General features: G+C 44.2%; 9 protein-coding genes. All 9 read left to right on the forward strand.

Annotated features, from left to right (window positions below):
* The first annotated feature begins 45 nt into the window (after nt 1-45).
* The 9 genes from tsf (at nt 46) to BN1765_RS09035 (ending at nt 13,081) form a co-directional block, all read left to right on the forward strand.
* Nucleotides 46-930, forward strand: coding sequence for a translation elongation factor Ts (gene tsf / locus BN1765_RS08995; protein ID WP_050614805.1), 885 nt, complete (start codon nt 46-48; stop codon nt 928-930).
* A gap of 122 nt (nt 931-1,052) precedes the next feature.
* Complete coding sequence (pyrH, locus tag BN1765_RS09000; protein ID WP_050614806.1) at nt 1,053-1,775, forward strand: UMP kinase; 723 nt, start codon at nt 1,053-1,055, stop codon at nt 1,773-1,775.
* A gap of 1 nt (nt 1,776) precedes the next feature.
* Complete coding sequence (gene frr, locus BN1765_RS09005; RefSeq protein ID WP_050614807.1) at nt 1,777-2,334, forward strand: ribosome recycling factor; 558 nt, start codon at nt 1,777-1,779, stop codon at nt 2,332-2,334.
* Between the two features lie 198 nt (nt 2,335-2,532).
* On the forward strand, nt 2,533-3,312 hold the full coding sequence (locus BN1765_RS09010) for an isoprenyl transferase (protein ID WP_050614808.1): 780 nt from the start codon (nt 2,533-2,535) through the stop codon (nt 3,310-3,312).
* Nucleotides 3,313-3,375: 63 nt separating this feature from the next.
* Nucleotides 3,376-4,164, forward strand: a complete 789-nt coding sequence (locus tag BN1765_RS09015) for a phosphatidate cytidylyltransferase (protein WP_050614809.1) — start codon at nt 3,376-3,378, stop codon at nt 4,162-4,164.
* 52 nt (nt 4,165-4,216) lie between these two features.
* A complete protein-coding gene (dxr, locus tag BN1765_RS09020; protein WP_050614810.1) occupies nt 4,217-5,362 on the forward strand; it encodes a 1-deoxy-D-xylulose-5-phosphate reductoisomerase in 1,146 nt (381 codons plus the stop codon).
* A 22-nt stretch (nt 5,363-5,384) separates the two neighbouring features.
* Nucleotides 5,385-6,644, forward strand: a complete 1,260-nt coding sequence (gene rseP / locus BN1765_RS09025) for an RIP metalloprotease RseP (protein WP_050616725.1) — start codon at nt 5,385-5,387, stop codon at nt 6,642-6,644.
* Between the two features lie 133 nt (nt 6,645-6,777).
* A complete protein-coding gene (locus BN1765_RS09030) occupies nt 6,778-8,475 on the forward strand; it encodes a proline--tRNA ligase (RefSeq protein ID WP_050614811.1) in 1,698 nt (565 codons plus the stop codon).
* A 298-nt stretch (nt 8,476-8,773) separates the two neighbouring features.
* Nucleotides 8,774-13,081, forward strand: a complete 4,308-nt coding sequence (locus BN1765_RS09035; RefSeq protein WP_050614812.1) for a PolC-type DNA polymerase III — start codon at nt 8,774-8,776, stop codon at nt 13,079-13,081.
* The last annotated feature ends 205 nt before the right edge of the window (nt 13,082-13,286 follow it).

The following is a 13,286-nucleotide window of genomic DNA, read 5'->3' on the forward strand; positions in this document are numbered from 1 at the left end:
AATGGTTTATATATATGTACATATTAAAAAGGAGGATAATCCATAATGGCTATTACTGCTCAAATGGTTAAAGAACTTCGTGAAAAAACTGGTGCTGGCATGATGGACTGCAAAAAAGCACTTACTGAAACTAATGGTGACATGGAGCAAGCAATCGACTTCCTTCGCGAAAAAGGGATCGCTAAAGCTGCTAAGAAAGGCGACCGCATCGCTGCTGAAGGTTTGACAAACATCCTTGTTAAAGGAAACGAGGCTGTCATTCTTGAAGTGAACTCTGAAACTGACTTCGTTGCGAAGAATGAAGGTTTCCAAGTTCTTGTAAAAGAATTGGCTGAGCATATCCTTGCCCACAAACCTGCTACAGTTGAAGAAGCTATGGAACAAAAAATGGACAACGGTGCAGTTGTTTCTGAACACATCAACTCTGCAATCGCTAAAATCGGTGAGAAATTGACTCTTCGCCGTTTTGAAGTAGTGACTAAAACAGACGCAGATGCTTTCGGTGCTTACCTTCACATGGGCGGACGCATCGGTGTATTGACTGTTCTTGCAGGATCAACTGATGAAGCGGCTGCAAAAGATATCGCTATGCATATCGCAGCGCTTAAACCTCTTTACATCTCTCATGATGCAGTTTCTGAAGAAGAAATCGAAAGAGAGCGTAAAGTATTGACTGAACAAGCGCTTAACGAAGGCAAACCAGAAAAAATCGTTGCTAAGATGGTTGAAGGCCGTCTTGGAAAGTTCTTCGAAGAAATCTGTGTGCTTGACCAAGCATTCGTTAAGAACCCTGACATGAAAGTAGGCCAATTTGTTGAGTCTACTGGCGGCAAATTGACTAAATTTGTTCGTTTTGAAGTAGGGGAAGGCATTGAAAAACGCCAAGATAACTTTGCTGAAGAAGTTATGAGCCAAGTTAAAAAAGACTAATTTCACTCATTTTCTATTAAGCAATAAATAGGGGGACACACAAGTGTTCCCTTTTTTTAAAGATGAAATGATTATCTATCATCTGCCGTTGCCAGGCGGATGATATGAAGCTGGAGGTTCTAATGAGTAGCGCGAAATATAAACGAGTTGTATTGAAACTAAGTGGAGAAGCGTTAGCGGGCAATGATGGTTTCGGAATAAATCCCGCAGTTATCAAGTCAATCGCGCAACAAGTGAAAGAAATTGCGGAATTGGATGTAGAAGTCGCTGTTGTTGTTGGCGGAGGAAACATCTGGCGAGGCAAAATCGGGAGCGAGTTGGGTATGGACCGCACAACAGCGGACTATATGGGTATGCTCGCAACTGTCATGAATTCATTAGCGCTTCAGGACAGCCTTGAACATTTGGGTATTGAAACCCGTGTACAGACTTCTATCGAGATGCGCCAAGTGGCTGAACCTTATATCAGAAGAAGGGCAGTCAGACATCTTGAGAAGAAACGCGTAGTCATTTTTGCAGCGGGTACAGGAAATCCATATTTCTCTACTGATACAACTGCCGCATTAAGAGCAGCCGAAATTGAAGCCGATGTAATTCTGATGGCGAAAAACAATGTGGACGGCGTATACAATGCAGATCCTCGCAAAGATGAAAATGCTGTTAAATATGACAAGCTTTCATACCTAGATGTATTGAAGGACGGTTTGGAAGTAATGGATTCTACTGCATCATCCTTATGCATGGATAACGACATTCCATTGATTGTCTTCTCAATCACTGAACAAGGCAATATTAAGCGCGTTGTTACAGGAGAAGAAATCGGAACAATAGTGAGGGGGAAATAAGATGGCGAAACAAGTAATAACTCATACAAAAGAAAGAATGGAGAAGGCTGTACAAGCTCTTTCAAGAGAATTGACATCCATTCGTGCCGGCAGAGCAAATGCGGCTATTCTTGATAGAGTATCTGTTGATTATTATGGTGCACCAACTCCAATTAACCAACTGGCCGGCATATCTGTCCCTGAAGCAAGATTGCTGGTGATCCAGCCTTACGACAAGACAATTCTTGGCGAAATTGAAAAAGCGATTCTTAAGTCTGATCTAGGATTGAATCCAGCAAACGACGGCTCAATCATCCGGATTGCAATCCCAGCTTTGACGGAAGAAAGACGTAAGGAACTAGTGAAACAAGTGAAGAAAGAAGCGGAAGAAGCAAAAGTAGGCATCCGTAACATTCGCCGCGATGGCAATGATGATTTGAAAAAACTTGAAAAAGCCAATGAAATCACTGAAGATGAGCTGCGTGGCTATTCAGATGATATTCAAAAACTAACAGATGCGCATATCGCGAAAATCGATGAAGTGGCAAAAGATAAAGAAAAAGAAATTATGGCCGTATAACCATTTTCTTGAAAAGCCCCTGTTACAGGGGCTTTTTTGCCTTCAAATAACCGTTTGGCTGCTCACATACTTTGCACGTTGTATTTAATGATTACATATGTATTTTACAATACCGATAGGATATTTTAAGATTTTCTGATATTATTAAGTGGATTCAACATACTTTATTTAGAAGGAACCTATTGGAGGATTTATATTATGAAAGCTATTTGGAAGCGTTGGTTCAACAAAAATGCTTCTGCCTATATAGACAGTGAAAGTATCGAGGAAATGAAAGATGCTGGGGTACCGCGCCATGTCGCAATTATCATGGACGGCAACGGTCGCTGGGCCAATAAGCGGTCACTGCCAAGAGTGGCCGGCCATTACGAAGGAATGAAGGTAGTCCAAAGGATGACCCGGTTTGCTGACAGAGTAGGAATCGATATCCTTACCCTGTATGCTTTTTCTACAGAAAATTGGAAAAGGCCTGAAACAGAAGTGGACTACCTCATGAAACTTCCAGTCGAATTCCTCGATAAATTTCTGCCTGAACTGATTGAAAAGAATGTCAGGGTTAATATTATGGGCGAATTGGAAAAGCTTCCTAAACATACGAGAAACGCAGTGGAAAGCGCCATGAATGAAACGAAAGAAAATACCGGGCTGGTCCTCAATCTGGCATTCAACTACGGTAGCAGGGCTGAAATCGTCCAGGCCGCCCAGTACATTCTGGACGATTACAAACAGGGGAGATTGCCGGAAGGGCCTTTGACAGAAGAAATGTTTTCTTCGCATCTGATGACAAAAGATATGGTAGACCCGGATCTGTTGATTCGCACGAGCGGAGAGATCAGATTGAGCAACTTTATGTTATGGCAGCTTGCATATTCTGAATTTTGGTTTACGGATGTTCTTTGGCCCGATTTCAGCGAGGCTGATTTTATAGAGGCAATTAAAGAATATCAGCGAAGATCGCGGAGATATGGCGGTCTATAAGCGCATAAAATCTTAAAAAGTAAAATAGCATGTTCGAAACAGAAGGTGAGGAACAGACATATTATGAAGCAACGTATTATTACGGCTGTCATTGCCGCAGCTATTTTCCTTCCGGTCGTTATATATGGAGGATGGCCATTTACCATTTTAATCTACTTAATGGCAACAGTCGGATTGCATGAATTATTGAAAATGCATAAAATGCCGATCGCATCGGCTCAAAGCATCCTGGCATTCATTTTGCTTTGGCTTACCTTGATCCCGGAGGCGCAGATGGAATTTTTCACCGATCACGATATTTCAAAAATGACGTTTGTGCTGATTGGGCTTATTCTATTATTAGCGGTAACGGTACTGTCGAAGAATGCATTTACATTTGATGACGCCGGTTTTATGCTTATTGCAGTTCTTTATACGTCTATGGGTTTTTATTATATAATGGCAACAAGAGAAATAGGGCTTGTCCATATTTTCTTTGTATTGTTTACTTTATGGGCCACCGATTCTGGCGCTTATTTTGTCGGACGGGCAATAGGCAAGAACAAATTGTGGCCTGAGATTTCACCCAATAAGACAATTGAGGGGGCGTTGGGCGGTGTAATAGCCGGTCTGATTGTGGCACTCGTCTTCGCTCTCTTTACAGACATCGATATACCTGTGGCAAGAATGCTTGTGCTGGGTTTGGTGATCGCTGTCTTCGGCCAATTGGGCGACCTTGTCCAATCAGCCTTTAAGCGGCATTACGGGGTTAAGGATTCGGGGAACCTGCTGCCAGGCCATGGAGGGATTCTGGATCGCTCTGATAGTTGGCTTTTTGTATTTCCCATTTTATATCTGCTGCAGCTATGGTAATGAAGGAATTAGAGAGTGATAAGGAATGGTAATAAGAATGGGGGCGCACCACATGAAGAAAATCAGTTTGCTGGGAGCAACCGGTTCGGTTGGCACGCAAACACTGGAAATCATCAGGGAAAACCGCGATTTATTCCAATTGACTGCTTTTTCGGCCGGAAAGAACGTAGAATTAACGAAGAAGATTATCAAAGAATTTTCTCCCGAGTTAGTTTCTGTCATACAAAAAGAAGATTATGAGGAACTGAAGGGCGAATTTCCGGATGTTGCTTTTTCGTACGGCGAAGACGGTCTGGTCGAAGTGGCGGTCCATCCTGATACGGATATTGTAGTGACTGCTATTCTTGGAAGTGTTGGCTTATATCCGACGCTTAAGGCAATCGAGGCGAAAAAAGATATCGGCTTGGCTAACAAGGAAACACTGGTGACTGCAGGCCATTTGGTAATGGATGCAGCGAAAAAACATAATGTGAAGATTCTCCCTGTCGATAGCGAGCACTCTGCGATATTCCAGGCTTTGCAAGGAGAGAATCATAAGAATATCGAACGGTTGATCATTACAGCCTCCGGCGGCAGCTTTAGGGATTATACACGCGAACAGTTAAAGGATGTCACTGTTGAACAAGCACTGAACCATCCAAACTGGTCGATGGGAGCCAAGATTACAATCGATTCCGCTTCCATGATGAATAAAGGATTAGAAGTAATCGAGGCTCATTGGCTGTTCAATCTTCCTTACGATCAGATTTCTGTCCTTATGCACAAAGAGAGCATCATCCATTCGATGGTGGAATTCCATGACGGCAGCATTATGGGCCAACTTGGTACGCCGGACATGCGGGTGCCAATCGCTTATGCATTAATGTATCCGGACCGTTTAAAAGATGCCTCTAAGGAAAGACTAGATTTAGCTAAGATCGCAACATTGCATTTTCAGGAGATGAGTTTTGAGCGGTTCCCTTGCTTGAAATATGCCTACGATGCGGGCAGAGCCGGCGGAACATTGCCTACCGTCCTGAATGCGGCCAATGAAGAAGCGGTTCCGTTGTTCCTTAAGGGCCAGATTTCATTCCTGCAGATCGAGGATTTAATCTATCAAGCGATGGAGGCACATAACAATATCCTGCATCCAGACTTGCTGACGATCCAATCAGTGGATCGGGAAACAAGGAAATATATTCAATCAATTGTGAAATAGAGGTGGTGGATACGTGCAAACAATACAAACAGTTCTATCATTTATCATTATTTTTGGGGCTCTCGTATTCGTGCATGAACTCGGACATTTGATTTTTGCAAAGAGAGCGGGCATCCTTTGCCGTGAATTCGCAATCGGGTTCGGTCCGAAAGTTCTATCGTTTATGAAAAATGAGACGGTTTATACGATCCGCCTGCTGCCAATCGGCGGATTTGTGCGGATGGCCGGTGAGGATGCTGAAATGATTGAGATCAAGCCTGGCTACCGAGTGGGCTTGAAATTGAACAATGAAGGAACTGTCCAAAAAATCATCCTCAACAACAAAGATAAATACCGGGATATTAAAGTGCTTGAAGTAGAAGAAGTGGATCTGGAGCGCGGATTATTCATCAGAGGCTTTGAAGATGATGATGACCAAATGATCCAGACATACAAAATTGATCCAAAAGCCATGATTGTGGAGGATGGCGTTGAGAACCAGATCGCTCCTTGGGACCGTCAATTTGGTTCTAAAAAACTCGGTCAGCGTACGATGGCGATCTTTGCCGGGCCGATGATGAACTTTATCTTTGCGATTGTCATCTTCACTGTATTGGCAGCCATTCAAGGCGTCGTTGTCGATGATGCCAAGATTGGCAAATTAACGTCTGATGGAGCGGCCATTTCAGCAGGGCTTAAGACTGGAGATGAAGTCCAATCCATCGATGGAGCGGAAACTTCTTCTTGGTTGGATGTCCAAGAGGAAATCCAGAAGCATCCGGGAAAAGAAATTACATTTGTAGTGGACCGCGATGGGAAAACATTAGAAATCCCGGTGACTCCAAAAGAAATTGAACGTGACAACCAAAAAATCGGCGTGATCGGCGTTTATCAGCCTACTGAAAAAACGTTCTTGAGCGTTCTGACGTTCGGTTTTACGGAGACGTATGATTGGGTGGTCCGCATTTTTGAAATGCTTGGAAAATTAATTACCGGCAACTTTTCGATTGATATGCTGTCCGGCCCTGTCGGCATCTATGTATCGACAGAAGAAGTGGCGAAGTCCGGTGTATTGACATTAATGAGATGGGCCGGTGTATTGAGTATCAATCTTGGGATTATGAATTTGTTGCCTATTCCTGCACTTGATGGAGGACGGCTATTATTTTTCGGAGTTGAAGCGCTGCGGGGCAAACCGCTTGACCGCCAAAAAGAAGGAATGGTCCATTTTATCGGCTTTGCATTGCTTATGTTGCTGATGTTGGTCGTAACCTGGAACGATATCCAAAGATTTTTCCTTTAAAAAACAAATTTGTGTGGTAAAATGTTTAGGCAGAAGCAGAAGTTTACCAAAGCTTCGCTTCTGCTTTTTACATATTATCAATTAATAGATCCACTATATTTCATAATATAGAAGCCAGTAGAAGAGGTGCGAAATGAAACAATCAAAAATGTTTATCCCTACATTAAGGGAAGTTCCTGCGGATGCTGAAGTCAAAAGCCATAAACTGCTTTTGAGAGCCGGCTATATCCGCCAAACTGCAAGTGGCGTGTACAGTTATTTGCCGCTCGCACAAAGAGTGTTGAAAAAAATCGAGAACATCGTGCGTGAGGAGATGGACAATACAGGCGCAAATGAAATGCTGATGCCTTCTTTACAGCAGGCAGAACTTTGGCAGGAATCAAAACGCTGGTATTCCTATGGTCCCGAGTTGATGCGGATGAAAGACCGCAACAACAGGGAATTCGCATTAGGGCCTACACATGAGGAAGTGGTGACAAGCCTTGTGCGCGATGAGTTGAATTCTTATAAAAAATTGCCGCTTACTCTTTATCAAATCCAAACAAAATTCCGCGATGAAAAACGCCCGCGATTCGGGTTATTGCGTGGACGTGAATTTATCATGAAAGATGCTTATTCCTTCCACAGCAATCAAGAAAGCCTTGATGCTGTCTATGAGGATATCTTCCAGGCGTATAGCAATATCTTCTCTCGCTGCGGATTGGATTTCCGGGCGGTAATTGCAGACAGCGGTGCGATGGGCGGTAAAGATACACATGAATTTATGGTGTTATCCGAAATCGGCGAAGATACGATCGCATATAGCGATTCATCCGATTTTGCGGCCAATATCGAAATGGCTCCTGTAGTAGCTAACTACGAGAAGAGCAGCGAAGCTGAGAAAGAACTGGAAAAAGTGGCGACTCCAGACCAAAAGAGCATTGAAGACGTTTCTTCCTTCTTGAATGTGGAAGCTACTTCTTGCATTAAATCCATGCTGTTCAAAGTGGATGAAGAATTTGTTCTTGTATTGGTGCGCGGCGACCATGAGGTCAATGATGTCAAGGTGAAAAATCTTTTGGAAGCATCTGTCGTTGAACTTGCGCTTCCTGAAGAAACACAACAAGTGCTGAATTGTGAAGTAGGATCTTTAGGGCCGATTTCCGTTGAAGGTGTAAAAATAATTGCTGACCATGCAGTAGAAAGCATTGTTAATGGGGTTTGCGGTGCAAATGAAGCAGGCTTCCATTATGTAAATGTAAATCATGGACGTGATTTCAACGTCGATACATTCGCTGATTTGCGCTTTATCCAGGAAGGGGACGCTTCTCCGGATGGCAAAGGTACTATTCAATTCGCCAAAGGAATTGAAGTGGGCCATGTCTTTAAACTTGGAACACGTTATAGTGAAGCCATGGGGGCGACCTTCCTTGATGAAAATGGCAGAAGCCAGCCGATGATCATGGGCTGCTACGGAATCGGCGTTTCTAGAACGTTGGCCGCGGCTGCAGAGCAGTATAACGATGAGCAGGGATTGGTATGGCCTAAGCAACTGGCTCCATTCCATGTCCATATCATTCCGGTCAATGTGAAAAATGCCGACCAGACACAATTGGCTGACGCTTTATATGCGGATATGCAAAAAGCGGGCTACGAAGTATTATTGGATGACCGTAACGAGCGTCCAGGCGTTAAATTCACCGATTCTGAATTGATGGGTCTTCCTGTCCGCATTACAGTCGGTAAAAAGGCTGCGGAATCAATTGTTGAAGTGAAAAACCGTAAGACCGGCGAATCTTTTGAAGTCCACGTGGATGAATTGCCTCAGCTTGTAGCTGATATCCTAGGATAATAGATTGTTTTAAATGTTTACTGACATAAAAGTCCGCTTTTATGTCAGTTTTTTTATTTATTCTAATTGGAGCTATGGCACCCACCACAACTGATGCGCGAAGACGAATAAGTTTGGGTGCGAAGGCCAAGCGCCAGTAAGGATCCGAGTGTAGCGGTTGAAGAAAAGGAATACATTGGCTAGCGTGTCGTTGTTCTATTGCATATTTTCCGCATTCATTAAAAGGGAACGGATTGTGTTATAATAACCTCTGTATGCATTACCGCACAGAGATAGAATAGAAAGAGGGGGAGTCTAGTTGAATCGAAATTCGCATGAAGGCAGGGAGAGATTTCAACTCTTACTCCAGCAACTGCAATTGACTGAAGATCGTTTAGTGATGTATTTCGAGCAAGCGGAAATCACTAAGCTCAGTATAGAACGGTCATCGAAAAGATGGCATTTTCAATTTTTGGTTAACGATATTTTGCCTTGCGATGTACAAAGTATGTTTTCTGCACAGTTGACGAAGACATTTTCACATATAGCTAATGTATCCTACCAGATGACCGCACGTAACCAAAGGGTTACACCTGAACTCGTCCAGGATTATTGGAATAATTGCCTGGCTGAGCTTGAGGGCGTTTCCCCGGCTTTATTGTCGCTTTTGAATGGACAAATGCCGAAAGTGAACGGCAATAAGATCATTGTTCACGCACGCAACCATGCGGAGGCTGGCCAGCTGAAGAATAAATATTCCGGTTTGATCTCTTCTGTTTATCAGAACTATGGTTTCCCAGCTTTTCATTTAGACGTTGAAATCCGTGAACAAAATGAAGAATATACGCAATTCCTGGCGCAGAAACAAAAAGAAGATGCGGAACGCGCGCAGGCTGCTGTCATTGAAATGCAGAAGAAGGAAACCGAAGCAGCAGCTGTTCCCGAGTGGGAAGGTCCGCTTAAAATCGGTTATACCATCAAAGACGACGCTGATTTCAGACGCATGGAAGATATTATGGATGAAGAACGCCGAATCGCCGTGGAAGGCTATGTCTTCTTTGCTGAAACAAAGGAACTCCGCAGTGGCCGGACGCTGCTTACATTTAAGATGACCGATTATACCAGTTCCATTATGGTTAAGGTTTTCTCACGCGATAAAGAAGATGCAGCGATCCTTAATGCTGTCAAGAAAGGGATGTGGCTGCGGGCGCAGGGGAGCATCCAGAATGACACGTTTATCCGTGACCTGGTGATGATGGCCAATGACATTAATGAAATTAAGGCTCCGCAGCGATTGGATACCAGCGAAGAGAAAAGGGTGGAACTTCATCTTCATACTCCAATGAGCCAGATGGATGCAGTCAGCTCCGTATCTGACTTGGTTTCCCAGGCAAGCAAATGGGGCCACAAAGCAGTTGCCATAACGGACCACGCAGGAGCGCAGTCGTTTCCGGAGGCGTACGCTGCAGGCAAAAAAAATAATATTAAAATCCTTTATGGTGTAGAAGCAAACTTAGTGGATGACGGTGTGCCGATTGCGTATAATCCAGTCCACCGTTCTTTGGATGACAGTACGTATGTTGTGTTCGACGTAGAGACTACCGGATTATCCGCTGTCTATGACACAATCATCGAGCTTGCCGCCGTCAAGATTAAGGGCGGAGAAATAATCGATACATTTGAGGCATTCGCTAATCCCCATCATCCGTTATCGGCCACAATCATTGAACTTACCGGCATTACGGATGACATGCTGCGCGATGCACCCGAAGCCGGCACGGTGCTCAAGAGATTCAAGGAGTGGGCCGAAGACAGTATTCTCGTAGCGCATAATGCAAGCTTCGACATGGGCTTCCTGAATGTCGGCTATAAGAAGAACGGAATGGAACGGGCTACGAATCCTGTCATCGACACCTTGGAGTTAGGCCGCTTCCTTTATCCGGAGATGAAAAACCATCGTTTGAATACGTTGGCAAAGAAATTTGATATTGAACTTACACAGCATCACCGGGCGATTTATGATACTGAAGCCACCGGCCATCTTTTGATCAAGATGTTGAAAGACGCTGCCGAAAAAAATATCCTGTACCATGATGATTTCAATGAGCATATGGGGGAAGGAAAGGCCTATCAGCGTTCCCGTCCTTACCACTGCACCATTATGGCGAAAAATGAACTCGGTTTAAAAAATCTCTTTAAGTTGATTTCATTCGCGCATATTAATTATTTTTATCGAGTTCCCCGCATCCCGAGATCGGTTCTTTCCAAATATCGTGAAGGCCTACTGATCGGTTCGGCCTGCGATAAGGGAGAAGTTTTTGAAGGCATGATGCAAAAGTCACCTGACGAAGTTGAGAAGATTGCCGAGTTTTATGATTACTTTGAAGTGATGCCTAAGGAAGTTTATGCGCATCTAATCGAAATGGAATATGTCCGTGATGAAAAGTCGCTGGAAGCGATCATCGGCAATATCGTCAAGCTGGGCAAAAAAATGAATAAGCCAGTGGTGGCCACAGGGAATGTCCATTACCTGAATCCGAACGATAAAATATACCGGCAAATATTGGTGAGCTCACAGGGCGGCGCAAATCCGCTCAACCGCCATAAACTGCCGGATGTCCATTTCCGTACAACCAATGAAATGTTGGATTGCTTTGCATTCCTCGGCAGCGAAACCGCCAAGGAAATTGTCATCACAAATCCGAATGCTATCGCTGATTCAATTGAGGAAATAAAACCGATTAAGGACGATCTCTATACGCCGAAGATTGAAGGAGCGGAAGAGGAAATCCGGAAAATGAGTTATGACATGGCGAAAAGCATATACGGGGAAGACCTTCCGGAAATTGTCACAGCACGTTTGGAAAAAGAATTAAAAAGTATCATCGGCCATGGATTCGCGGTTATTTACCTGATTTCCCATAAACTCGTAAAAAAATCATTGAATGATGGATACTTGGTAGGTTCCCGTGGTTCGGTAGGTTCTTCGCTTGTTGCCACTATGACCGAAATTACCGAGGTCAACCCGTTGCCGCCTCATTATGTGTGCCCAAATTGCAAGCACTCCGAGTTCTTTGACGACGGTTCTGTAGGCTCGGGATTTGATTTGCCGGACAAGGACTGTCCGGAGTGCGGCACTGCCTATACAAAAGATGGGCACGATATCCCGTTTGAAACGTTCCTTGGCTTTAAAGGGGATAAAGTTCCGGATATTGACTTGAACTTCTCAGGGGAATATCAGCCACGCGCCCATGATTACACAAAAGTATTGTTCGGAGAGGATTTTGTATACAGGGCAGGAACAATAGGCACTGTTGCTGAGAAGACGGCTTACGGATATGTCAAAGGGTATGCCTCCGACCATAATATCCACATCCGCAATGCCGAAGTGGATCGTTTGGTGGCAGGTTGCACGGGCGTCAAACGGACGACCGGACAGCACCCAGGCGGTATCATCGTTGTGCCTGATTACATGGATATCTTTGACTTTTCGCCGATCCAGTACCCTGCAGACAGCCAGAGCTCTGAATGGAGAACGACCCATTTCGATTTCCATTCCATCCATGACAACATCCTGAAGCTTGATATTCTAGGCCATGATGATCCGACGGTGATCCGGATGCTTCAGGATTTAAGCGGTATCGATCCGAAAACAATCCCAACCGATGATCCTGAAGTCATGAAGATATTCAGCGGCCCAGAATCATTGGGCGTCACCGAGGACCAAATCATGTGTAAGACCGGTACGCTTGGCATTCCGGAATTCGGTACCCGATTTGTCCGGCAAATGCTTGAAGACACGAAGCCGACCACTTTTTCCGAGCTGGTGCAGATATCTGGTTTGTCCCATGGTACCGATGTGTGGTTGTCAAATGCCCAAGAATTGATCGCTAATAGAATCTGTACGCTGAGTGAAGTAATCGGCTGCCGTGACGATATTATGGTGTATTTGATCTATCAAGGCCTGGATCCGTCCCTCGCCTTTAAAATAATGGAGTCGGTCCGTAAAGGGAAGGGGCTATCGGAAGAATTTGAAGAGGAAATGCGCAAGAACGAAGTGCCTGAATGGTATATCGATTCGTGCAAAAAAATCAAATATATGTTCCCGAAAGCCCATGCGGCCGCTTACGTCTTGATGGCTGTCAGAATCGCCTATTTCAAAGTGCACCATGCATTGCTATACTATGCCGCCTACTTTACAGTCCGAGCGGAGGATTTTGATATAGAAGCAATGACAAGAGGTTCCTTGGCTATAAGGGCCAAAATGGAAGAAATCAACGCAAAGGGCCTTGATGCTTCACCGAAAGAAAAGAACACTCTGACAGTGCTGGAGCTTGCTCTTGAAATGTGTGAACGCGGCTATTCATTCCAGAAGGTAGATCTGTATAAATCCCAAGCATCAGAATTCATCATTGAAGGAGATTCATTGATCCCTCCATTTGATTCGATTCCGGGGCTGGGCACGAATGCTGCCATCAATATAGTGAATGCTCGCGAGGATGGAGAATTCCTTTCTAAGGAAGACTTGCAAAAACGGGGGAAAGTATCGAAAACGATCCTCGAATACCTCGAAAAGCAAGGGTGCCTGGATGCGCTCCCTGATCAAAATCAGCTTTCACTGTTCTGATTGGAAAAGGGCATCCTTACGCCGAGCCGCTGTTTCGCTATTTGCATAAATAGTGCCTTTATGGTATATTTTAAGAAGAATGATTGATGACGAGGAACAAACGGAGAGTGGGGAAACCCACTCTTTCGTATTGTATCGCCTTATTTTGACGTTGATGACGGAACAGGAGTTTGAATGACACACAAGATTAGAATATTCTTTCAGT

The organism is Bacillus testis, from assembly GCF_001243895.1.
GTDB classification, from domain to species: domain Bacteria; phylum Bacillota; class Bacilli; order Bacillales; family DSM-1321; genus Bacillus_AD; species Bacillus_AD testis.

Bases quoted from the DNA above. Each gene is read 5' to 3' on its own strand.
- pyrH (WP_050614806.1), top strand. From the start codon at position 1,053: ATGAGTAGCGCGAAATATAAACGAGTTGTATTGAAACTAAGTGGAGAA.
- frr (WP_050614807.1), top strand. From the start codon at position 1,777: ATGGCGAAACAAGTAATAACTCATACAAAAGAAAGAATGGAGAAGGCT.
- BN1765_RS09010 (WP_050614808.1), top strand. From the start codon at position 2,533: ATGAAAGCTATTTGGAAGCGTTGGTTCAACAAAAATGCTTCTGCCTAT.
- BN1765_RS09015 (WP_050614809.1), top strand. From the start codon at position 3,376: ATGAAGCAACGTATTATTACGGCTGTCATTGCCGCAGCTATTTTCCTT.
- BN1765_RS09030 (WP_050614811.1), top strand. From the start codon at position 6,778: ATGAAACAATCAAAAATGTTTATCCCTACATTAAGGGAAGTTCCTGCG.
- tsf (WP_050614805.1), top strand. From the start codon at position 46: ATGGCTATTACTGCTCAAATGGTTAAAGAACTTCGTGAAAAAACTGGT.
- dxr (WP_050614810.1), top strand. From the start codon at position 4,217: ATGAAGAAAATCAGTTTGCTGGGAGCAACCGGTTCGGTTGGCACGCAA.